16 protein-coding genes and 1 pseudogene are annotated in these 23,007 nt (G+C 46.2%); 12 read left to right on the top strand and 5 right to left on the bottom strand.

Going from position 1 to position 23,007, the window contains the following annotated elements:
- Positions 1 to 19 precede the first annotated feature (19 nt).
- Both gntK and NSQ22_RS10320 read left to right on the top strand, forming a co-directional pair.
- Positions 20 to 1,567: a gluconokinase gene (gene gntK, locus NSQ22_RS10325; protein ID WP_011887550.1), complete on the top strand. Its 1,548-nt coding sequence runs from the start codon at positions 20 to 22 to the stop codon at positions 1,565 to 1,567.
- 114 nt (positions 1,568 to 1,681) lie between these two features.
- Entirely contained in the window at positions 1,682 to 3,025 is a 1,344-nt protein-coding gene (locus NSQ22_RS10320) for a GntP family permease (protein WP_011887549.1), read from the top strand.
- A gap of 273 nt (positions 3,026 to 3,298) precedes the next feature.
- On the opposite strand, the gene NSQ22_RS10315 is transcribed toward NSQ22_RS10320, so the two are convergent.
- Complete coding sequence (locus NSQ22_RS10315; protein ID WP_008880000.1) at positions 3,299 to 3,784, bottom strand: GNAT family N-acetyltransferase; 486 nt, start codon at positions 3,782 to 3,784, stop codon at positions 3,299 to 3,301.
- Between the two features lie 92 nt (positions 3,785 to 3,876).
- On the opposite strand from NSQ22_RS10315, the gene NSQ22_RS10310 reads away from it, so the two are divergent.
- Together NSQ22_RS10310 and NSQ22_RS10305 are read left to right on the top strand one after the other, a co-directional pair.
- Positions 3,877 to 5,241, top strand: coding sequence for a D-serine ammonia-lyase (locus NSQ22_RS10310; protein WP_029761212.1), 1,365 nt, complete (start codon positions 3,877 to 3,879; stop codon positions 5,239 to 5,241).
- Between the two features lie 69 nt (positions 5,242 to 5,310).
- Positions 5,311 to 5,868 carry a sugar O-acetyltransferase gene (locus tag NSQ22_RS10305; RefSeq protein ID WP_008880002.1) on the top strand — a complete coding sequence of 186 codons (558 nt, stop codon included), beginning with the start codon at positions 5,311 to 5,313 and terminating at the stop codon, positions 5,866 to 5,868.
- Positions 5,869 to 5,931: 63 nt separating this feature from the next.
- Here the strand turns inward: NSQ22_RS10305 and NSQ22_RS10300 are convergent, their stop codons facing one another.
- From NSQ22_RS10300 to NSQ22_RS10290, 3 genes are all read right to left on the bottom strand, one after another.
- Positions 5,932 to 6,582, bottom strand: coding sequence for a cyclase family protein (locus tag NSQ22_RS10300; protein ID WP_029761214.1), 651 nt, complete (start codon positions 6,580 to 6,582; stop codon positions 5,932 to 5,934).
- 972 nt (positions 6,583 to 7,554) lie between these two features.
- Entirely contained in the window at positions 7,555 to 8,529 is a 975-nt protein-coding gene (gene speB, locus NSQ22_RS10295) for an agmatinase (RefSeq protein ID WP_008880004.1), read from the bottom strand.
- Between the two features lie 166 nt (positions 8,530 to 8,695).
- Positions 8,696 to 10,090 carry a sigma 54-interacting transcriptional regulator gene (locus tag NSQ22_RS10290; protein WP_339264627.1) on the bottom strand — a complete coding sequence of 465 codons (1,395 nt, stop codon included), beginning with the start codon at positions 10,088 to 10,090 and terminating at the stop codon, positions 8,696 to 8,698.
- A gap of 592 nt (positions 10,091 to 10,682) precedes the next feature.
- On the opposite strand from NSQ22_RS10290, the gene NSQ22_RS10285 reads away from it, so the two are divergent.
- From NSQ22_RS10285 to NSQ22_RS10275, 3 genes are all read left to right on the top strand, one after another.
- Positions 10,683 to 12,020 (top strand): aspartate aminotransferase family protein, encoded by a 1,338-nt coding sequence (locus NSQ22_RS10285; protein ID WP_060475917.1) that lies wholly within the window; start codon positions 10,683 to 10,685, stop codon positions 12,018 to 12,020.
- A 290-nt stretch (positions 12,021 to 12,310) separates the two neighbouring features.
- A complete protein-coding gene (locus NSQ22_RS10280) occupies positions 12,311 to 13,729 on the top strand; it encodes a sodium:solute symporter (protein WP_339264624.1) in 1,419 nt (472 codons plus the stop codon).
- A 122-nt stretch (positions 13,730 to 13,851) separates the two neighbouring features.
- The gene (locus NSQ22_RS10275) at positions 13,852 to 15,267 is read left to right on the top strand and encodes an aldehyde dehydrogenase family protein (protein ID WP_339264623.1); all 1,416 of its coding nucleotides are present in this window, start codon (positions 13,852 to 13,854) and stop codon (positions 15,265 to 15,267) included.
- Positions 15,268 to 15,362: 95 nt separating this feature from the next.
- On the opposite strand, the pseudogene NSQ22_RS10270 reads toward NSQ22_RS10275, so the two are convergent.
- Positions 15,363 to 16,815: pseudogene (locus tag NSQ22_RS10270) on the bottom strand (glycosyltransferase family 39 protein).
- A 188-nt stretch (positions 16,816 to 17,003) separates the two neighbouring features.
- Between NSQ22_RS10270 and NSQ22_RS10265 the strand changes: the two are divergent.
- From NSQ22_RS10265 to NSQ22_RS10245, 5 genes are all read left to right on the top strand, one after another.
- Positions 17,004 to 17,768 carry an enoyl-CoA hydratase gene (locus NSQ22_RS10265; protein WP_011231403.1) on the top strand — a complete coding sequence of 255 codons (765 nt, stop codon included), beginning with the start codon at positions 17,004 to 17,006 and terminating at the stop codon, positions 17,766 to 17,768.
- A gap of 182 nt (positions 17,769 to 17,950) precedes the next feature.
- Positions 17,951 to 18,967, top strand: coding sequence for a LacI family DNA-binding transcriptional regulator (locus NSQ22_RS10260; protein ID WP_011231391.1), 1,017 nt, complete (start codon positions 17,951 to 17,953; stop codon positions 18,965 to 18,967).
- Between the two features lie 300 nt (positions 18,968 to 19,267).
- Positions 19,268 to 20,290 (top strand): Gfo/Idh/MocA family oxidoreductase, encoded by a 1,023-nt coding sequence (locus NSQ22_RS10255; RefSeq protein ID WP_081157275.1) that lies wholly within the window; start codon positions 19,268 to 19,270, stop codon positions 20,288 to 20,290.
- 302 nt (positions 20,291 to 20,592) lie between these two features.
- On the top strand, positions 20,593 to 21,990 hold the full coding sequence (locus tag NSQ22_RS10250; RefSeq protein WP_223812867.1) for an extracellular solute-binding protein: 1,398 nt from the start codon (positions 20,593 to 20,595) through the stop codon (positions 21,988 to 21,990).
- 119 nt (positions 21,991 to 22,109) lie between these two features.
- On the top strand, positions 22,110 to 23,006 hold the full coding sequence (locus NSQ22_RS10245; RefSeq protein ID WP_339263394.1) for a sugar ABC transporter permease: 897 nt from the start codon (positions 22,110 to 22,112) through the stop codon (positions 23,004 to 23,006).
- The last annotated feature ends 1 nt before the right edge of the window (position 23,007 follow it).

Here is a 23,007-nt window from a genome sequence, read left to right as displayed (position 1 = left end):
TAAGGAGGGAGGAGAAACGATGGCGATTTCTGAGGATGTTGTCATTGGCATTGATATTGGAACGACAAGCACGAAAGCGGTTGTTTTCGGAGAACGTGGGCGGGTATTAGCTTCCCACGCGGTTGATTATCCAATCATCCAGCCGCATCCGGGATTTGCGGAACAGGACCCGGAAGAGCTGTTTGCCGCGGTCATTCAAGCGGTCGGGGCGGTGACGGTCCGCCATGGGATTCGTCCCCAGCAGGTGAAGGCGATTGGATTGAGTGCGGCGATGCACTCGATGATGGCGCTTGACGAATCAGGACGGCCGCTCACTCGCTTAATCATCTGGGCCGACAACCGGAGCGTCGTTCAGGCGGAGCGATTGTTGAAAGAGCATCATGGACTTGATATTTACCGGCGGACGGGGACGCCAATTCATCCGATGTCCCCATTGCCGAAATTGCTTTGGCTGAAAGAGGAGGAGCCGGATGTATTCCGACAGGCGCACCGTTTCGTGTCGGTGAAAGATTATGTGCTGTATCGGCTGTACGGTGACTATGTCACCGACCATTCGCTCGCCTCAGCGACGGGCTTGTTCCGCCTCGATACGCTCGATTGGGATGAGGATGTGCTTTCACTTCTTGGCATTGGCCGCGAACGCCTGCCTCGTTTGGTTCCAGCCACGCACATTCTGCAAGGAATGAACAAAGAATGGGCCGATAAAATGGGGGTATCTCCTGATGTTCCAGTCGTCATCGGTGCGAGCGATGGCGTGCTCGCCAACATCGGTGTCGGTGCCGTGCTCCCAGGTGAGGCGGCCATTACGATCGGGACGAGCGGGGCGGTGCGGACGATTGCGACCACACCGACAACCGATGAAAAAGGCCGAACGTTTTGTTATGCGTTAACCCCTGGTTATTGGGTCGTTGGCGGGCCGACGAACAATGGCGGTATTTTGCTTCGGTGGCTGCGCGATGAGTTTGGCGCCCAAGAGCGAGAAGTGGCGAAAAAGCTTGGCGTCGATCCATACGACTTGTTGACGAAGTATGCGGAACGCGTTTCACCCGGAGCGGAAGGATTGGTGTTTTTGCCATTTTTATCGGGCGAGCGGGCCCCATATTGGAACGCGAATGCACGCGGAACATTTTTTGGCCTTGGCCTTCACCATAAGCGCGAACATTTCATTCGTGCCGTGATGGAAGGCGTCTGCTTCAGCATCGTATCGGTGGCGCTTGCCATTCGCGACGTGACAGGACCAATGGCGGAAATCCGCGTCTCAGGCGGTTTTGCAAAATCTCCATTTTGGCGGCAAATGCTTTCCGATATGCTCGGTAAGCCGCTCATTGTGCCGCAAACGCACGAGGCATCGGCATTAGGAGCAGCGGCGGTGGCGCTTCATGCGTTAGGTGAAGTGCCGTCCTTAGAGATGGTGAAAACGTGGATTGATACGACGGCTCGCCATGAACCGAAGGAGGAACATACGCTTATTTACGCAGAGTTGTTTGATTTGTATGCCCGTTTGTATGAGCGGTTAAAAGCGGAGTTTGATATCATCGCTGCGTTTCAGCGGCGGAGTGGAGAATAGCATTTTTGAACTAAATCGGTTTATTAGCGGAAGAGAGTGAGTTTGCCAGCAACGCTTTCTCTTCCGCTCTCCTACTTGCAGTTGAGGCGACTTTGATGAACAGGAGGAAGAAAAATGTCTGACTCAGCCTTGATCCTTATCGTCATTGCCGGGATTAGTTTACTATTGTTTTTGATTATTCGCTCAAAGCTTCATGCGTTTGTTGCCTTGTTGCTTGTTAGTTTGCTTGTCGGTGCAGCTGCTGGCATGCCGCTAGACAAAGTCATCGAGTCAATTCAAAATGGAATGGGTGGTACACTTGGCTTTGTGGCAGTGGTTGTTGGGTTAGGCGCTATGTTTGGGCAAATGCTAGAAGTATCTGGGGGAGCCGAACGGCTGGCTCAGACGCTCATCAATAAGTTTGGAGAGAATAAAGCACAATGGGCGCTCGGTCTGACAGGGTTTATTGTTGCGATTCCGGTCTTTTTTGATGTTGGTTTCATTATTCTTGTTCCCATTGTCTATGGCTTGGCGCGGAAAACAGGGCGTTCACTTTTGTATTATGGCATCCCGCTTCTAGCTGGGTTAGCTGTCACGCATAGTTTTGTGCCACCAACGCCAGGTCCGATTGCTGTTGCAGATTTGATTGGTGCTGATCTTGGATGGGTCATTTTATTCGGTTTTATCGCCGGTCTTCCAGCGATGATTGTAGCTGGCCCACTGTTTGGAAAATATATTGCCAAAAAAATTCACGCTACCGTTCCAGATTATATGGATATGAAAGAAAAGCAATGGGAGAAAGACCTCCCGGGGTTTGGGACGATTGCCGGCATCATTTTTATTCCGCTCGTGTTGATTTTGTTGAATACGGTTTCAGGAGCTGTTTTGCCAGAGGGGAACGGGATAAGGACGTTCTTAACCTTTTTAGGCCATCCGTTTGTCGCGCTGACGATTGCGACATTGTTGGCGTTTTACTTGCTTGGGCAAAAAAGAGGGTTCACTAAGCAAGAAGTACAAGATATTGCCACAAAATCATTGGAACCGGCTGGCATTATTATTCTTGTCACCGGAGCCGGGGGTGTGTTCAAACAAATTTTGATCGATTCCGGCGTCGGAAAAGTGTTAGCTGACATGATGGCAACTTCTTCCTTGCCACCGATCGTACTGGCGTTTCTTATCGCTGCGATCGTCCGTGTGTCCCAAGGTTCGGCAACTGTGGCCATGGTAACAGCTGCTGGCCTGATAGCACCGTTAATTGAAACACTAGGATTAAGTGGTCCGATTTTAGGAATGATTGTTATTGCCATCGCTGCCGGGGCAACGATCCTTTCACACGTCAACGACTCTGGTTTTTGGCTCGTCAACCGTTATTTCGGTCTCGATGTGAAAGATACACTGAAATCGTGGACGGTCATGGAGACGTTGATTGCACTTGTCGGTTTTGTCGTTGTATTGATTTTGAGTTTGTTTGTGTCATAAAAACGAGTAAGAAGAAAGAAGAGGATTTGGATAGAGGGTGTCTCAAAAGCAACGAGACACCCTTTCTTACTATGATATACACACTGGGCGACTTTGCAGTTCTATATCTCGTGTTCCATCGGAGACCAATGGTTTGTCACTATATATTCAAAAGGCACAGTGCTTCCATGGCAAGTGCAGCGAAAAATACTTTTTTTGATTGAGAAAGAATAGTTTTTAGTACAATAAAAAATTATTTACAGAAGAAAATGGTTTGTTTTCATCAAGCCGCTTTTACCTATCATCAAGCCGTTTCACAAGCAACAGCTCATCCCGAATCGGAATGCCATCGGGGCTCATGAAGGGAATGCTTGGCTTGATTTGCCGTGCTTTGTCGACAGCATTCGGAAAGACATTGACGATTTGATAGCCACGCTTTTGGTAGAAACGAAGCGCATGCAAGTTGTCATTCGTCGTAATTAATCGAACAGCGGCACATCTTTGTTGTCTCGCCCATGTCTCTGCCGCACGCAAAAGGGCGCTGCCGATGCCCTGATTTTCCACTATGCTGTCTAACGAGATGATCTCGCATTCGTTTTCGCGAATGAGGAACGTAATGAGCCCGACGATTCGCTGTCCATTCTCGACAGCGGCAAATCCATCCAGCTCGTTGCAGTGATAAACACCAGTCGAGACAACCATTTCCGGACTCCCCCAATGGTCGGTGAAAAACTGATTGACCAGAGCGCGGTCCAATTGTTTCGTTGGGACGATGTTCAAGGTGAGTTCCCCCCTCTATACCAGTGATCATTGTTTTCTATTATACTAGAAATAGATGTTTTTTACATCGCATATGGACAAGGAGGAGCCAGATGGAGAACGGGATTGTGGCAGGCAAAACGATCGAGAAATGGGTAAAGGAACTTCCGTTGCTGGAACAGATGATGCAGACGGAAGAAGTGTTTTGGACAAATCCAAACTATCATTCATTTGATCAAGCTGCTCGACATCTTTCGCTCGGTGAACGCGATGTTAAGGAGGCCGAAGAGCGGTTAGCGCGCTTTGCCCCGTATATCGCTAAAGTGTTTCCGGAAACGCGAAACACTAGTGGAATCATTGAATCGCCGTTAGTGAAAATTCCAAAGATGCAACGATATTTGGAAGAGACGTTTCGGCAACCAATCGAAGGAGAAGTATGGCTCAAATGCGACAGCCATCTTCCTATTTCCGGATCGATCAAGGCGAGAGGGGGGATTTATGAAGTTTTGAAACATGCCGAAGACCTCGCGCTCGCAAACGGCATGATTTCTGTAGAAGATGACTACACGCTCCTAGCTAACGAGGAGTTTCGACAGTTCTTTTCCCGCTATTCGCTTGTTGTCGGCTCGACGGGAAATTTAGGCCTTAGCATCGGGATCATTGGAGCACGGCTTGGATTTCATGTGACGGTTCATATGTCGTCGGATGCCAAACAATGGAAGAAGGAGTTGTTGCGAAGCAAAGGGGTGACGGTGGTCGAACATCTCACCGATTATAACAAAGTGGTAGAAGAGGCGAGAAGACAATCGGCTGAGGACCCAACATCGTATTTTATCGATGATGAGAATTCAACTCAGTTGTTTTTAGGATACGCAGTGGCAGCGTTGAGGTTGAAACAACAATTAGAGGATATGAACATCATCGTCGATGAAGAACATCCGCTGTTTGTGTACCTTCCTTGTGGAGTGGGCGGCGGACCGGGTGGGGTGACGTTTGGCTTAAAACTTGTGTATGGAGATCATGTGCATTGCTTTTTCGCCGAACCGACCCACTCGCCTTGCATGCTGCTTGGGCTGATGACAGGAGAACACGATCGCGTATCGGTGCAGGATTTTGGTATTGATAACAAGACGGAAGCCGACGGACTAGCGGTCGGCCGGCCGTCGGGATTTGTCGGAAAGATGTTGGAAAACGCTATCAGCGGCGTATATACAGTGGACGATTCCACTCTTTATCAGCTGCTTGCGGCGATGATTGATACGGAGAAGATCCGATTAGAGCCGTCGGCATTGGCAGGGGTCGCAGGGCCTGTTCGTTTGTGTCAAGACCAAGCGGCGCACATGTATCTCGAGCAGCACCATTTGAAAGAAAAAATGAACCAAGCCACCCATATTTGCTGGGCCACGGGTGGAAGTATGGTGCCTAAGGACGTGATGGACGCCTACTATAAGGAAGGGAAACGCCGGCAAAGAGGGTGATGCCATCCTAACAAGGCAAGACAGGTTAGGTTTCGCACAGGAAATACGTTTGCAGATGGAGGTTATCTGATGAGCACAGAAAAAGAAAATATGTTGGCTGGCCGCTTGTACAATCCTGCCGATCCGCAGCTCGTGAAAGAGCGGGAGCGGGCGAGACGACTCGTTCGCTTGTATAATGAAACATTGGAAACAGAATATGAAAAGCGGGTTCAGTTGTTAAAAGAATTGTTCGGCTCAACAGGAGAACAGCTGTACATCGAACCGAACTTCCGCTGTGATTATGGATATAACATCCATGTCGGTGAACATTTTTTCATGAACTTTGATGGCGTCATTTTGGACGTCTGTGAAGTGCGGATCGGCAATCATTGTTTTATCGGTCCTGGCGTGCACATTTATACTGCGACGCATCCGCTTGACCCGCACGAGCGGAACAGCGGCCGCGAATACGGAAAACCGGTCACTATCGGCGATAACGTTTGGATCGGGGGCCGGGCTGTGATCAACCCGGGCGTCACAGTCGGTGACAACGCTGTCATCGCCTCAGGCGCCGTTGTGACGAAAGACGTTCCCGCTAACGCGGTCGTTGGCGGAAATCCGGCGAGAGTCATCAAGTGGATCAAATAACGAAAGATAGCGCGCCCCGCATCAAAAAAGATACGGGGCGTTTCATATGTTTGATTCCCTCTGTCACTCCCACTGCACCGCCACTGCCCGAACAGGTGAACCGTCGCAGCCAGGCAAGGAAAGGGGCAGGGCGATAATGTACGGGTCATCAAAATCGATTTGATCAAAGTTTGCGAAATTTTCCCCAATCACCCCATTGGCGCCGAGAATAAGTTCATGGGCGCGAAATGAAGAGCCGTCCGGTGGATCGATGTTCAGGGCATCGATAAAAAATGTGCGAACACCCCGTTCGAGCATCGCTTCAATGACATCCGGCGCGACGTATGGGTGGCGAAAATACCGCTCCGTTCCGACGTATGACGACCAACCGGTGTGAAACAAAACGATCGTTCCCGGCGACAACTTTGGCATATACACGGCGGCATCCATCATCGTCACCGCTTCTCCTTCCGTTTTCCCCGTGGCATCGATCACAACGCCGCGACCTAAAAAATAGGTGAGCGGCACATCATCCAACCGCCAGCCGTGCTCGCAAAAGTGGAACGGTGCATCGACATGGGTGCCGCTATGCGAACCGAGCACAAGGCGGCTGACATGGTAGCCGTCAGCGGAAAACGTCGCTATCGGTTCGAGGTGCGGCTTTGGATCTCCCGGATAAACGGGAGTTTGGGATGTCAGCGGCATGGAGAGGTCGATAAGTTTTTTGATGTTCATTTTTCGTCGTTCCCTCCCAACCTCTTTTTGACCAAGAGCTGTTTGTTGCTCACTCATCGTAGTGTGGAAAGCTTTTGTTAATGCTTGACATCGGCACAGATCTAAAGTTGTTTGAACGATTTCTGCTCGCCCATGTATGTTAGCTATGGTCATTTCCTCTCTATCCGCTCCTTAAATCGAAGATAAACGAAAAAAACGGAAAGATGAAGACGTTTCTGTTGGATTGCTTGCATCGATATAAACCGTGTTATGATTGATTACTTGTGCCATGGGGAATTTCATGAAAGGGGGATTCCCAGGCGAGTGAGGCAGCAAGAATCTCGGCCTCGCGAACTGTCAAATATCTGGCTCGTTTCGAAAAAGACACGTCCAACAAATCAGCAGACTGACGCATCCAAGGGCCGTATCCACCAATACTAGTTCGGATTCCGGAGAAAACGAGGCTTTTTCAAAAGGGGGAAATGGACTTTTCGGTCATTTTCGATACAACATAAGAGATTAGTATATATTTTCCATGCATTCGTAAGCTATGTAAGAAATGTTTGAAACAGCTGGCTCATAGGTCGAAAATCGAGTCATCTTATGCCCAAGTCGTCTCTTTAAGTACCCCTGGATTGTAGCGTACAAAATCTTTTTCGCGTTGTATCTCTTTTTTAATAAAACATAATTAGCGAGCACAATGACAAACACAGGAATGAATAATGTGGCCATCAGCATAATGAAGTGAAAGAGGAAGGGGAATCAATCCTTTGTTAATAAACCGTTAAATTTATTTTAATATTAAGAATAAAAAATGCACTGATTTCGTCCTAAGGACGAAATCAGAAGTATGACGGACAACATCCGAGCGGTTTGTTATATTGGCTGATGTTAACATATTTTGTTTCAGGAAAAGCGGCGAATCCTCTTCCTTTGTCCTATTCTTCACTGATGTACGCCAGGGAAGGCCACTCCTTTTCAACCAAATGGTTTTTATGGTGTTGTCGCTGCTGACAAATTGTTGGCCTGTGACCGCTTTTTCTTTAATGCCACAAGCGTAATCATCTCGTACATAATTGCAGAGGCCAATGCTGCTGTAATTTCTCCGCTGTCGTAAGCAGGCAATACTTCGACGAGATCAAATCCGACGATGTTTAGCCCATCGAGTCCTCTTACGTATTCAAGCGCCTCGTAGCTCGTCGGCCCGCCCACTTCTGGTGTGCCGGTACCTGGCGCAAACGCAGGATCAACAAAGTCTATATCGTAGGAAACGAAAACGGGTTTGTTCCCAACGCGTTGATGAATGCGACGCATCACTTCTGTAAAACCAATTTGGCGGACTTCTTTCATCGGAATGACTTCAAAACCAAGCCGCCGTGCGTCTTCGATATCATCGGCGCTGTAAAGCGGTCCGCGCATACCGACTTGAATGGAATGATCTACATCGAGCAATCCTTCCTCAACAGCGCGGCGGAACGGCGTACCGTGCATATATTTTTCTCCATAGTAATGATCCCACGTATCGCTATGCGAGTCAAAATGAACGAGTGCGACAGGCCCAAAGCGTTCGTAAAAAGCGCGCAAGTGTCCCAATGTAATAGAGTGGTCACCGCCCATGAGAATCGGGATGATATCTTTCTTCAACAATGGGCGCAGCTCTTCAACGATACGATCGTATGTGCGCAGCACATTGCCGGGAACGACATCCACATCCCCGTAATCGACACCCGAACAATAAGCAAAAATATCAATATCCATGTCGGGATTGTAAGGGCGAAGCAGGACGGAAAAATTTCGAATATGCTGCGGGCCGTATCGTTGACCAGTGCGGTTTGAGGCCGCGGTATCAAACGGCACACCGAGCACAACAAAATCCACATGGTCGGTTGTTTTGACCTGTTCTAATCGCATAAAGGTACGAACCCCGCAAAAACGGGGCGACTGGGAAGAATCTTTTGGTTTGTACATGTCCCAACCTCCTTAGGAAGTGAAAATGCTCTCAAATTCGTTTAAGCAAAACACGTGCCAAGAAGGGAAAAACAAACCATTCGCAAACGGCTTCGTTTCTTTAATAATGATGAGCCCGTCTCTTACAGATTTTTGAAACGAAACAACGGGGTGGGAGCTATGAATCTTAATTCATTTTTGAATCAATACGGTACTTTTTTAACTTTCGTACGACCGTCGGTTGACTAATGCCAAGATAATCAGCCATCTCGTATGTTGTTTTGCATTGTTGGGCTGCACGCAGCAGCCATTGCCGTTCTACTTGTTCAACGGCTTCTTTTAGTGTCGATGGTTCACTTCTTTTTTCTGCTAGTGAAGGGGTTGACGCAACCTCTGAATGCTTCTGGACAGAAAAAGGAAGATATTCCGGATAAATGGCTTTTGTTTCGGAAGTAATGACCAATCGTTCGATCATATTTTCCAACTCCCGCACATTGCCTGGCCAGTGATAATGAACGAGATGGTCCACAATGGACGGATGGAAGTATTTATCCATATGGTATTTTTGATTACACTTTTCTAAAAAGTATTGCGCTAACATAAAAATATCTTCTTTTCTCTCGCGCAGGGAAGGGACATAAATCGGGATCACATGTAAGCGATAAAACAAATCTTGGCGAAAAATTCCCTGTTTTACCATCTCCTCTAAGTTTCGATTGGTGGAGGCGATTAAGCGGAAATCAACGGTTCGTTCTTTTACTCCGCCAACGCGTATCACTTTTTTCTCTTGCAGTACTTTGAGTAGTTTGGCTTGCATGGAAAGTGGAAGTTCGCCAATTTCATCAAGGAAAAGCGTTCCTTGGTCAGCTAATTCGATCAATCCTGGTTTTCCGGTTTTTTGTGCGCCAGTAAACGAGCCTTTTTCGTACCCAAACATTTCTGATTCGAACAGTGACTCGGGAATCGCGCTGCAGTTCACTTCAATAAATGGTTCGTTTCGACGGGAGCTGCTAAGATGAAGGAAACGGGCAAACACGTTTTTTCCGACTCCAGACTCACCGAGGAAAAGAACAGTCGCATCGGACTGGGCGACACGGCGCACTAACTTCCAAACTCGTTCCATCGCTTTGCTTTGGATGACAATATTTTGTGGTTTCAATTCCTCGATTTCGGTTTGATAATGTTCCATCTGTTTTCTCAGCTTTTCGTAGTCTTCTTTCAAGCGTTCCAGCTCGGTTAAATCATGGGAAAAGCTGATCACACGTACAATGCGGTTTTGTTGATCAAACACGGGTACGCCTGTCGCCATGACAACCCGCCCGGTTGTGGTTTGCTGCATCAATTGGACCTCTTTTTTCTCTCGTAATACTCTGGCTGTAACGGAAGGACAAAAGATATTTTCTTTTTCCAATTGATAAACAGACTTTCCCACTAAACATGAGACATCTTTTCCGTAAATGGATAAGCAATTCGGGCTGGCGCGAAGAACAATGCCGTTTTCGTCTGTAATCACAATATTGTCTGTGGATGATTTTAATATCGCATCCAACTCTAGTTCCAAGATGTCGGTGACACGTTGCATAGTTTCCCTCCTCGTAAGTCTATCGACCTTTCTATTACTAACTTTATCAAAGAAGTGAAAAACCCTTTTTTCTGGCTGTAGATTTGCCGTGAAGTTTTTTGGGGATTTTTTCTCTTGGAAGTTCCAGTAGAAGAAGTGGCTGCGATCATTATGGAGCCGGTCCAAAGAGAAGGGGGCGCTATTTGATGGAAATCTAGTTGTACAGTTAAAAAGCTCCAAGAATCACGTCCGTACCACTTTTTCGTGGTACGGTTTTTTCATTTGACAAGCACTATGATGCTAAAGGGGGCTGAAGAAAAAGTGATCTGATATTGATTCAAAAATGAATTTTTTGATTCAAAAACGAATTAGATCGGTTGGTAGGATGTGAGGGAGAGCCATGATAGGAACTGATTAAAGCAGGAGGGATAGGGATCGATATAGAATATTGACTGAAAATATAAAAAAGACAAAAAGATGGCACGAAACTTGCGAATCTGGTCTATGAAAATACACATCCCCCCAACCACCGCTTTTCATGCTTAGATGGGGGAGCAATACTTTGTTCATGTGGGGTTCTATGAATCAATCATTTGATTGAAGGAGGATGTACATGAAACAGGGCAACTGGATGCCTCTCTTTCACAAAATGCATGATTTGCTTGCGCCAACGATGGCGAAAGATCATCCGAACTTGCCGGTGATCAAGGAAGAAGGTTGCTACTATTACGGATTGGATGGAAAAAAATATCTTGATTTTACTTCTGGTATTGCTGTGGCCAATACGGGTCATCGTCATCCAAAGGTGGTGCAGGCCATCAAAGAGGCGGCAGACCGCCTAATGCATGGTCCAAGCGGCGTCATCATGTATGAGTCGATTCTCCGCTTGGCCGAGGAGCTTGCCGACATTATGCCTGAAGGGCTTGATTGCTTCTTTTTTGCGAATAGCGGAACGGAGGCAATTGAAGGAGCTATAAAACTAGCCAAGCATGTGACGCGAAGGCCGTATGTCATTTCCTTTACAGGGTGTTTTCATGGACGATCATTAGGAGCGCTTAGCGTCAGTACATCGAAAAGTAAATACCGGAAATACTTGCAGCCCAACGGCTTGACGTATCAACTTCCATATGCCAATCCAAAACATTGTCCAGCAGGAGAGGATCTGGACGTGTACTTCGCCCGTAAGCTTGAACGTGATGTGGCGTCTTTATTTGCCCATCAAGTGACGCCGGAAGAAGTGGCATGCATGATTGTCGAGCCGGTATTGGGAGAAGGGGGATATATCGTTCCTCCGAAAGGATGGCTACGCAAAATGAGGGAAATTTGCGACCGCCATGGTATTTTGCTTATTTTTGATGAGGTGCAGACAGGATTTGGACGTACAGGGGAATGGTTTGCCGCTCAAACATTTGGCGTCACTCCGGACATTATGGCCATTGCGAAGGGGATCGCTTCTGGACTGCCGCTAAGTGCAACAGTGGCTTCGAAAGAATTGATGAAACAATGGCCGCTCGGCAGCCATGGGACAACTTTTGGCGGCAACCCCATTGCATGTGAGGCGGCGTTGGCAACGTTAGAAGTATTTCGAGAAGAAAAGTTGTTGGAACGTTGTAGGGAAATGGGGGAATACGCACGAAAAAAGCTGGACGTGTTAAAAAGAAACCATCCAGTCATTGGAGACGTGCGTTCGATTGGACTCATGATCGGCATCGAAATCGTCCATCCGCACACCCTCGAACCAAATGGAGAAGGAGTCATGAATATTTTAAACCGTTGTCTGCAAAAAGGAGTTCTCTTTTATCTATGCGGTAATCAAGGTGAAGTGATTCGTATGATCCCACCGCTGATCGTGACAAAAGAACAGATTGACGAAGGATTAAGCATGTTGGATGAAGCGTTGACAGAATATGAAGCAGAAATCGGTGTACATTCATTCGTGTCTGGAAAATGAAAGAGATTTTTGGGGGGCGTGTCATCTACGGCTTAAAGGTAAAAAGCGATAGAACTACTTGGACTGACGGATTCAAGGATGGATATCACACCTCACTCAATGAATGCAGTCTGCCTTTAGAAGCAAAAAGTGTTTAGGAGGGGGCTCACCATCCAACGGTTCTTGAACGAGAGATGGAGAGCACCTTCTATCATTTTCTTCAGCTGAAGGAGCCTCTTTCTTTGATCGCATTGATGATTGAGTCGCCGAAAAGGGAGAGGCTTTTGACAAAAGAGGATGGGGGAATGGCGATGAGTACACTGGATACAGGGGTTCTTTTATGTTATTTTCTCGTATTGGTTGTCGCAGGGATTTTGGGGGCAAGGCGTGCGAAGACAGCGGAAGATTTTGCATTGGCGGGACGAAATCTTGGGCTATTTGTTTATCTTGGCTGCCTGTCCGCTGTGATTTTGGGTGGTGCTTCAACGATTGGGACGGCGAAGTTAGGATATCAATTTGGGATTTCAGGCATGTGGTTTGTCTTTATGATCGGCTTGGGCATCACGGTGCTCGGTTTGTTTTTTACGAACCAAATTTACGGCGCCAATGTGACAACGATTAGTGAGCTCCTTGGGCGCCGGTACAACCAGGAAACTCGTTTGATCAGCGCGTTAGTTGCGGCCATTTATACGTTGATGGTGTCTGTGACACAAGTGATTGGGATGGGCACCATCATTCATGCCGTTTTAGGTTGGGACATGACTGTTTCGATGTTAGTCGGGGGCGGAATTGTGTTGTTTTACACGATTCTCGGAGGAATGTGGAGCGTGACGATGACGGACATCATTCAGTTTATCGTCATGACCATTGGTATTTTCTTTATTATGTTGCCGATAAGTTTGTCCCATGTCGGCGGATGGGAATCACTTTTGGAACAATTGCCAGCATCCCATTTTGATCTCACCTCCATGGGATGGGCGAATATTTTCCAATATTTCTTGCTCTATACATTAGGAATGGTTGTATCACAAGATATTTGGCAGCGAGTGTTTACGGCAAGAACGAAGAAAATTGCTCGGAGTGGTGCGGTATATGCTGGGCTATACAGCATTGCCTATGCACTAGCGTTAAGCGTCATCGGTATGTGCGGCGTGATTGTTTTCCCAAATATTGGCGATCCGCAAAATGTATTTGCCAGCATGTCATTACAGATGTTGCCACACGGTTTATTAGGGCTCATTTTGGCAAGCGTATGTTCCGCTCTTATGTCCACTGCCTCAGGAACGTTGCTTGCTTCCTCTACCCTCTTATCACATGATATTTTGAAGCAGTATTGGTTAAAAGATATCAGCGATCAGAAGTTTGTTCTGTTGTCTAGAATCATGACATTAACGATTGGCATCATTGCGATTGCCTTTGCCATTTGGATTCAAGACGTGCTTGTCGCGTTGGATGTCGCCTATGCCATTTTGTCAGGAGCCATTTTCGTCCCAGTGATTCTCGGTTTTTTCTGGAAACGTGTTACAGCGAAAGCCGGTTTTTATTCCATCGTCCTTAGTTCCATCGTTGTGTTAGTTGGGCTGGCGGTAGAGGGATTAAGTTCAACCTATCCGATTATGTATGGAATTGGAGCGAGCATCGTTTCCATCATTGTTTTGTCCTATTTATTCCCGTCTTCAAATTTGGATACAGGCAATGAGGCTTTAGAGGAGCGTCAAAGCGTCCTTTGACCATTCAAACGGTTTTCGGATTGGAAAGAGGATTCCTTTCAACAAATGACGAACTAAACAATGATGGACATGATATTTTATGCAATACAAGTTTAGAGGGGGATGGAAGAGTAGTGGAAAGAATGAAATTATACATCAACGGCGAATGGCGGGAAGCGAAGTCTTACACTGAACTGAAATCACCGTATTCACGCGAGACGATTGCCGAAATCCCAGCAGCAACGGAACAAGAAGTGGATGAAGCGATCGCTGCGGCGTACGCGAAGCGGCAGACAATGGCCGCCATGCCGGCCTATGAGCGGGCAGCGATTTTAGAACGGGTCGTCGAGCAGCTGAAAGAGCGGCAAGAAGAGGCAGCGAAGCTGATCGCGCTGGAAGCAGCCAAACCGATTACGACGGCGAAAGGAGAAGTCGCCCGCACGATTCAGACGTATAAATTTGCCGCCGAAGAAGCGAAGCGCGTCCATGGGGAAACGTTGCCGCTTGACGCGGCGCCGGGTGGGGAAAATCGCATCGCCATGACCGTTCGTGAACCGATCGGCGTCATCGGGGCGATCACCCCATTTAACTTCCCGATGAACTTAGTCGCCCATAAACTTGGGCCGGCTATCGCTTCAGGCAATACCGTTGTGTTGAAACCGGCTAGCCAAACACCGCTGTCGGCCTACTTTATCGCCGAGCTATTTGAGAAAGCGGGCTTGCCGAAAGGGGCGCTCAACGTCGTCACCGGAAGCGGCCGAACGGTCGGCGATGCAATCGTCACCGACCCGCGCATCAGTATGATTACGTTCACCGGCAGCCCGGAAGTGGGCATCGCGATCCGCAATAAAGCGGGCTTAAAGCGGGTTACGTTGGAACTTGGCTCAAACTCAGCCGTGATCGTCGACGAGCAGGTCGATCTGAATCGCGTCATCCCGCGTTGCGTATTTGGTGCTTTCACGTTCCAAGGGCAAGTGTGCATTTCGCTTCAGCGCATCTATGTCCATGAAAATCGCTATGATGAGTTCGTCGAAAAATTCGTCGCCGAAGCGAAGCGGTTAAAAACGGGAGATCCGCTTGATCCAGCGACCGATGTGTCGGCATTAATCACGCCAGGCGATGTCGATCGGGCGCTCTCTTGGATTGAGGAAGCGAAACAAGGCGGCGCAAATGTCGTTCTTGGCGGTGAGCGTGACGGCAACATTCTGCTTCCGACGGTCATTGTCGATGCCAAACCGACAATGAAAGTGTCATGTCAAGAAGTGTTTGCTCCGATCGTTTTGATCAACCGCATTCGCTCGATCGACGAGGCGATTGCGCTTGTCAATGACTCGCGCTACGGTTTGCAGGCGGGCATCTACACGGATAATGTTCATACCGCGTGGAAAGCGGCAAAACAGTTGCACGTTGGCGGCGTGTTGATCAACGACATCCCAACGTTCCGCGTTGACCATATGCCGTACGGCGGCGTGAAAGAAAGCGGGTTTGGCCGCGAAGGGATTCGCTATGCGATCGAGGAAATGACGGAGTTGAAATTGATTATTTTTAACCAGAATTAAGCGGGATGAGAAGAGATTGGAGTAAAGTTTGTTCCTAAAATTCTAGAAGAATAGTTGCGCAGCCTTGGAGAGAGTGGCACTCCAAGGCTGTATGTTTAAGCGTGCTTTTCCAAAATATATCCCCAACGGTTCGAGGCGAGAACAGACAGGTGGTATTTATGCTCGAGCTGTTTGCTGAACCATGCTTTTTTCACGAGAAGCAGGCTTCGGCTTGTATGCAAGAACGTTTTCAGCCCTCCGTGCCGAGGTTTGAGGTCATTCGCAAGCTCTGCTGTCAAGACCGCATTTTGCGGCCAGCGACCCTTCTCGTGCAACGGATGGTACATAAACAGTTCGTATCCATGAACAGGCATTTGGGCGGTCTGCTGAAGCAATGCCAGTTCGAAATTTGGCTTGGGATGATGGATATAATGTTGAACGTTTCGTAAAACGATGCGACGAACAACAGTCCAGTCAGCAACACTCCCCGCGCTCCCCACGTTCCTTTTCTCCATAATTGACTTGCGCAAATGCCATCAACATGCAAAGCGGCGGATAGACAGGGAGGATGTACCATCTGATTTTCGTCTTAGCTATGGTAAACATGAGAAGCGGGACGCAAATCCAAAGCAAAATCCCGATCACATCTTCTTTCAATCGATGGTCTGTTCCTTCAAACGCTAAAAGACGAACGCCTTGCATGTAACTGATGACCATGATTCCGACCAAGAGCGCCAGCCACCAAAAGAAAAAATGAACAAGAATGATGCCGTAGTAGGTTTCATCGCCGATATGACCTTCAATGGGCCGAGTGGAGCGCAACAACAAGTCATATCCGATCATTTGTTTAAAAAAACTGAATCCATCATAGTGATAGCGGGCAAAAGCCCAAGCGAGCACAGGAACAACGAAGGTGAGCGCTGCCCTCCACCATGCGCGCCAGCGTCCTGACTCCCACTGCCTAGTGATGAGAAAATATAAGACCATGATCAACAGAATGTTCCCCACATGCCAACTTTTCGTTAAAAAAGCAAGTGAACAGGCAAGGCCCGCTGCATACAACCATCGCGTCTGCCGTCTGGCGGCCAGCAAAGAAAGGATGGATAACGTAAAGAAGAATACAAAGAGCGAATCCGCATCTCCTGTGCGAGCGCAATGGTTGAGAAGATATTGGGTGCTAGTAGACAAGGCAAGCAATGAGACGATCGCGGCCATGCTTCCAAACCGTTTTTTCACAAATAGCGCAATGGCAACGGCCGTGAGCGTAGCGCAAATGCCAGACATCAGCCGCAAACCAAGCGCGTTCATCCCAACGAGTTTATAGCCAATCATGATCGCCCAGTAGCTAACAGGAGGCTTTAAATTCCAGTAATCAGGATGCCCAAGGTATGTGTTGACGATCAAGTTTCCATGCCTCAGCATTTCGTATGCATTGACGCCATGACGCGCTTCGTCCCAGCTTGAAATCGGGAATGTTCCTAGATGATAAAAGACGTTGTAGACCATCATCGAGAAGATCAACGCCGCCGCTGCATAAAACGAGATGTTTCGTACACTTGGATTTCTCATGCGATCCACTCCTTTATCGGCACGCTGTGCTTCGAAAAAAAGCAACACCGACATAGAAGCTATTACAAGTAGATGAAGATGTCAAGCATGGATGTGTTGGAGAACATGATATTTTTGCCGCCAACAAGGAAAAAACAATCTTCATGGCGAATGAAAAGAAATGAATCATCATTCAGAGGAGGAGAGCCATGGAAACGGTTGTGCTGACATTTGACCAAAACAAAGCGATATTGGAACTGAACCGCCCGCAGGCGTTAAATGCTATGGATGTGCAAATGCTAACGGAACTCGTCGACGCGCTGCGGAAAATCAAGGAAAGTGATGCTTCCGTTGTCGTCATCCGCGGCAAAGGGAGAGGATTTTCTGCGGGTGGCGACATTAAGACAATGCTGGCGGTTGATGACCCGAGCCAATTTCAAACCGTGATGAAAACGATTCAGGAGATGATCATGCTCTTGTATACGATGCCGAAAATCACCGTTTCGCTCATCCATGGCCCAGCGGCCGGCCTTGGGTTCAGCTTTGCCTTGGCGAGCGATTACCTCATCGCCACGAAAGAAGCGCGCTTGGCGATGAATTTCATCGGCATCGGCCTCATCCCAGACGGCGGCGGGCATTTCTTCTTGGCCCAGCGGGTCGGCACGGCGAAAGCCAAACAGATCATTTGGGAAGGAAAACCGATGAGCGCGGACGAAGCGCAGCAGCTCGGGCTGATTGACTTCATCGTCGAAGATGAACAACAGGCGGAACAAGCAATCGCTTCCTTGCAAGAAAAACCGCTTCAAGCCATGATCGCCACGAAAATGTTGTACGTCGAACAAACAAAAGAAGATTTGCTTCGCGTGCTCGAACTCGAAACCGACGCCCAACAGCGCATGCGGCAAACCGAAGACCACCGCGAAGGCGTCCGCGCCTTTTTAGAAAAGCGGAAGCCGGTGTTTCGGGGGAGGTAGGAGAAATGACAATATTTTTGCTTAAAACCGGTCAATCTAGGCCGGTTTTTATATGGGTTTCATTTATTACGAAATCGAAAAAATCATTGAAAGAAAGTGGAAAAAGGATTAGAATAACATTAAAGAGAGCAAGCGCTTTACCTAACGAGCTTGACTACAACAGATGGAGAGAATGATGAGCGATGAAAGTAACCATTTACGATGTAGCAAAAAAAGCGGGTGTATCCATTTCAACGGTATCAAGGGTGCTCAATAATACCGGGCGCATTAGTGAAAGAACGAGAAAAAGAGTCCTTCGGGTAATGGAAGAGCTGCATTATCAACCGAGCATGGTCGCCTCGGCGTTGACTGGGAAGCGGACAAGAACGATTGGCCTTGTCATCCCTGACGTAGCAAACCCATTTTTTTCTGAAATCGCTAGGAAAGTGGAAGATCGGGGGAGAGAACAGGGATTTAACGTTCTGATGTGCAATACGGATAACAACCCGGAGACGGAAGAAATGTATCTTTCTTTATTGCGCCAAAAAAGCGTGGATGGCATCATTATCGGAACCACAACGAACAATTATACAATGATCAAAGAGCTGTTGGAAGAGAATTTCCCTTTGGTTTTTATTGCCCAAGACATCCCGGAGCTGGCCATTAACGTGGTGAGAGTTGATGATTTTTTAGGGGGATATCAGGCTGTCTCGCATCTTGTTTCCCTAGGACATCAACAGATCGCGATCATGCTTGGGAATTTAAGTCGCACAAGCGATAAATACAGGCTGCAGGCCTATCAGCAGGTGCTTCAAGAGAACGGCTTGAAATGCGAAGAATCTTGGATTGTATATACGGACTATTCGATGGCTGATGGAAAAAGGGCGGCGATGGAGCTGTTGCAGTCGACCCCAAGGCCGACAGCGATTTTTGCCTGTTTTGATTCTCTTGCCGTTGGCATTTATCAGGCGGCCAAAGAGTTGGGACTCCGCATTCCCGATGATCTGTCAGTGGTTGGATTTGATAATACGATTTTATCGGCCATTATCGACCCGCCGTTGACGACAGTCGCCCAACCTATTGAAGAAATGGGAAGGCAAGCGGTTGACCTGCTAATTGCCCAAATTGAAGAGACCAATCATACGAAACAGCGGATCATTTTGCCGCCTCATCTAGTGGTAAGGAAATCGGCCTGTCATATCGCTAAAGTGAAATCGTAAGGATGTGAGCAGATTGTTTTTATGGAATAATAGATGTCACCGGAGAAAACGTTAAATTTAATGAGAAGAACAGCTGTAAATAGCTGTTCTTTTATTTTTTAATAAAAATTCTATAAATTTAGAAAAAAATACTTGATAAAATAATAGGTTGAGGGTAAAATAAAAAACAAAAGGAAAGCGCTTGCTCAAAAAAGTTCGATGGAGATTAGATTGCACTATTATTAATGGACATAATAACCATTGTTTTCGATGTATTAGAAAGCGCTTCCCTGCTACAACGGAGATGAGGAGGAGAAAATAATGACTCGGGTGAAAGTAGGGATTTTGGGAGCCGGAGGGATTGCCAAGGTACATACGTCGATCCTAAAGAAAGATGAGCGGGTTCAAATTATTGGGGTAGCGGATATTGTGGAAGAAAGAGCCGCTTCATTGGCGAAGGAAGCCGGGGAAGCAAAAGCGGTCAAAAGCCTCGAGGAATTATTTGATCTTGGTGTAGATGCTGTTTACGTGACGACGCCAAACACGATGCATGTTGAGCCGGTACTAAAATGTCTGGAAAACAATGTGCATGTGTTCTCAGAAAAACCGATGGCGACTTCTTTGGAGGGGGCAGAGCAGATCAGGCAAGCGGCTGAACGATCAAAGGCGATTTACAACTTGGGAATGAACCGCCGGTATGCGTCGGTGTATAAAAGAGTCAAGGAATTGGTTGATTCCGGGGAGGTAACCCCCTATTTGGCTCATGTAAAAATGAACCGCGGCGAACTGTTAAATCCTCCTTGGACGGCAAACCCGAAGGTGACGGGAGGCTTCTTGTATGAAACTCCTTTCCATTTGATGGATCTATGCCGTTATTTATTTGGTGAAGTACAAACGGTTTACTGCGAAGCAAAACAAAACATTTCGACAGAGGAATTAGATACATTCGCGATTATGATGACATTTGTCTCGGGGACGATCGTCAATTTTGTGACGTATGCTCATGCTGGATGGAGCTTTCCGTTTGAGAGTTTGGAGGTTTATGGGAAGTATAGCACGGTCGCAACCCAAGAACTCGAAAAAGTCATGTATGCCCCAGGGTTGCAGCAGGCGGCGCACATTCATGATTTCTATCAATTATCCATTGAAGAAAAATGGGGATATAAGGAAGAGGATCGTCTGTTTATTGATGCCATTATCCATGGAACAAAGCCTCCGGTGACAGCTGAAGATGGCTTCCGCTCGATTCAATTGCTAGAGGCGATTTATGAAAGTGCTAAAAACAACGTTATCATAAATTTAAGGGATAGACAAATAAAAAATCCGAGTATCTTACAAAAATAATATAATTGTAGAATTTTTTACATTTAATTAAATTTATCAAAAAACTAAGATAGTAAGATGTATGTACGAGGAGGTGAACTCTTCGAAATCTTAAGCCATCTTTAGAAGGGTGATGAAAAATAGACATTTCTTTTAAATTGACTATCCTCGGTTGCGAAGAGGAGCAACGTTTTATAAGACTTCTCAATTTGAAACGCGGTATGATGAAGCTACACTTTCTGTTAAATCACCAGCCTTTTAGAAAACTCAATGTCTAAGCGTGAGTTGTCTTTATGGATAAAATTGGGTATGGAGGGAGAAAGGTGAAAAAGAGATTAATATCCAATATTTTGTTTGTGGTATTTATCTGTGTAGTACTAATCATTGCAGGATGTGAACAGCCTAGTCTATCAAAGAAGAGCAGTACAGATGTAGATGGGACTAAAATAGTAACAATTAGAGCTCAGACAGCGGGTGCAGAATTGACAAGAGTTGAGAACCTTGTTAAGGCTGCGGAAATGTTAAATAAGGAATTGAAAGAGCAAGGGAAGGATATACAGGTAAAGGTGCAGACAAGTTCGTTTAATGGCAGCTGGGAAGAATATGCTAAGCAATTTATGCTGGCTTTTAAAGCTAAAAAGGAACCAGATATTTATGCAACAGGACATGAAAATATTGGTTGGTTAGCCGATGGGAATTATATAATTCCGTTAGATGAATTAAAAAAGTCGAAGGAGTATTCGGATGTATTCCCTAAATTATGGGAATCTGTAACTTATAGAGGGCACATTTGGGGCGCTTTACAGGACACAGAGGCGAGGCCTGTTTTCTATAATAAGGATGTTTTAAGAAAGCTTGGATGGAGCGAGGAGGAAATAGATAGTCTTCCAGAGAAAGTTCGTAATGGTGAATTTACATTAGAAGATATGACAAAACTAGCGGAAGAAGCGAAAACAAAAGGTTTAGTTCAATATGGGATTATCCACCGTCCAGTTGATGGGCCTGATTTTCAGGCAATAGCTTATAACTTTGGTGGGAAAGTATATGATCCTGAGGAAAACAAAATTGTATTAGATAAAAAAGCGGTGGAAAAACAATTGAACTACTACTATGAAATCGCGAAGAAAAAACTTATTCCAAGCAATCTTACACAGATGGAGTGGAGTAATATCCACAAAATAGTTGTTAACGGAAAAACTTTATTCTACTATGGCGGAATTTGGAACGTGTTTAACTGGGGGCAAGATAACTTCCATGAAAAGTTAGGAAAAGTTGATGCAAAGTGGGTTAATGATCATCTGGGAATGATGTTAATTCCTGCTGCGGAAAAAGGAGGAAAACCTCTTACCCTTTCCCATCCATTTGTGTATACTGTTTCAGCGCAGACGGAGCATCCTGAACTAGTGAAACGGTTGTTAGAACTTGTGGCTACTCCTGCACTACAAACGGAACATAATATAAAAACATTTCATCTCCCTGTTACAAAAGGTGGTGCTGAGCATCCAGATTTTAAAGCGGATGTAACACTAGGAAAAGTAGCATACATGTCTGATTATACAACATTTCCCCCAAATCATGAAGGATTTCCCAAATACTCAAAGGCAGTGTTTAATGCTATTCAAGCGGTTGAACTTGGAAAAAAGACGCCTCGGGAGGCATTGAGAGATTTAGAGGTACAGTTGCAGAATGATCTTGGTGATCAGTTAAAAATCGTAGATTAAAATTGAAAGCAAAATGATACCTGGCTCCTGCCAGGTATCTCCCTCTTCACATTCACATTCTCATTCTCGCAGAGATCTTTAATACATCAATATTTTCATTTCAGAGGGAGGTTAATGAAGTGGTTTCTTTTTACAAAAAATGGAAACTACCTGCTATCATGCTAGGGCCGTTTATAATTCTTATATTTCTGTTCTTTTTTCTTCCTGTTCTATTGACAGCTATATTAGCATTCACTAGTATGGATTCTTCTATGAAATGGGATTTTAACGGTTTGGAAAATTTCCGGAGTATTATTACTGACCCTAATATTTTGTTGATTGTAAAAAATACAGCAATTTATGTTTTCTTCACATTATTGATTAATGTGTTTTTTGGCTTAGCTTTAGGTATTTTAACGACTTACTTTGTTCAAAGGGAATTCATCGGCCTCACTTTCAGAGCTATTTGGATGCTACCACGAATTTCTCCACCGGTCGTGTATATACTTCTTTGGTTATGGTTTTTTGACCCTAGTGAATATGGTGTTTTAAATAGTTTGAGATCTTTTTTTGGTATGCCTCCTATTGAATGGCTTTCGGATTACCCGATGATAGCTATTATTTTAGCAAATGGATTGATTGGTGCTTCATTTGGAATGATTATTTTTTCATCTGCCATTAAATCTATTCCGAGAGACTTGTTTCAGGCTGCACAAGTAGATGGTGCTTCACAATGGTCAATTATCAAAGACATCATTATCCCTGCTGTCCGTTGGCCGTTGATGTTTGTTACATTATGGCAATGCTTGTCCTTGCTCACATCGTATGAATATATTCTCCTGTTGACAAATGGTGGACCATTGTTTGAAAGCGAAGTGCTAGCTTTATATTCTTATCACAAAGCTTTTCAAAACTTTGAGTTTGGATACGGGGCTGCTATTTCCCTCGTCCTCGTTTTAATTGCTCTCATCTTTTCGCTGATTACATGGAAAACTTTTGGAATGAAAAAAATGATCAGTTCTTCGAGAATAGAGTAGG

It is taken from the genome of Geobacillus sp. FSL K6-3411 (assembly GCF_037965715.1).
In the GTDB taxonomy this organism is placed as follows: domain Bacteria; phylum Bacillota; class Bacilli; order Bacillales; family Anoxybacillaceae; genus Geobacillus; species Geobacillus thermodenitrificans.
The sequence above is the reverse complement of the archived record's forward strand: the minus strand, read 5'-3'. Positions and strand labels throughout refer to the sequence as shown.

Excerpts from the sequence above, each read along its gene's own strand:
- gntK (WP_011887550.1), top strand. The coding sequence starts at position 20 with ATGGCGATTTCTGAGGATGTTGTCATTGGCATTGATATTGGAACGACA.
- NSQ22_RS10320 (WP_011887549.1), top strand. The coding sequence starts at position 1,682 with ATGTCTGACTCAGCCTTGATCCTTATCGTCATTGCCGGGATTAGTTTA.
- NSQ22_RS10310 (WP_029761212.1), top strand. The coding sequence starts at position 3,877 with ATGGAGAACGGGATTGTGGCAGGCAAAACGATCGAGAAATGGGTAAAG.
- NSQ22_RS10305 (WP_008880002.1), top strand. The coding sequence starts at position 5,311 with ATGAGCACAGAAAAAGAAAATATGTTGGCTGGCCGCTTGTACAATCCT.
- NSQ22_RS10300 (WP_029761214.1), bottom strand. The coding sequence starts at position 6,582 with ATGAACATCAAAAAACTTATCGACCTCTCCATGCCGCTGACATCCCAA.
- speB (WP_008880004.1), bottom strand. The coding sequence starts at position 8,529 with ATGTACAAACCAAAAGATTCTTCCCAGTCGCCCCGTTTTTGCGGGGTT.
- NSQ22_RS10290 (WP_339264627.1), bottom strand. The coding sequence starts at position 10,090 with ATGCAACGTGTCACCGACATCTTGGAACTAGAGTTGGATGCGATATTA.
- NSQ22_RS10285 (WP_060475917.1), top strand. The coding sequence starts at position 10,683 with ATGAAACAGGGCAACTGGATGCCTCTCTTTCACAAAATGCATGATTTG.
- NSQ22_RS10280 (WP_339264624.1), top strand. The coding sequence starts at position 12,311 with ATGAGTACACTGGATACAGGGGTTCTTTTATGTTATTTTCTCGTATTG.
- NSQ22_RS10275 (WP_339264623.1), top strand. The coding sequence starts at position 13,852 with ATGAAATTATACATCAACGGCGAATGGCGGGAAGCGAAGTCTTACACT.
- NSQ22_RS10265 (WP_011231403.1), top strand. The coding sequence starts at position 17,004 with ATGGAAACGGTTGTGCTGACATTTGACCAAAACAAAGCGATATTGGAA.
- NSQ22_RS10260 (WP_011231391.1), top strand. The coding sequence starts at position 17,951 with ATGAAAGTAACCATTTACGATGTAGCAAAAAAAGCGGGTGTATCCATT.
- NSQ22_RS10255 (WP_081157275.1), top strand. The coding sequence starts at position 19,268 with ATGACTCGGGTGAAAGTAGGGATTTTGGGAGCCGGAGGGATTGCCAAG.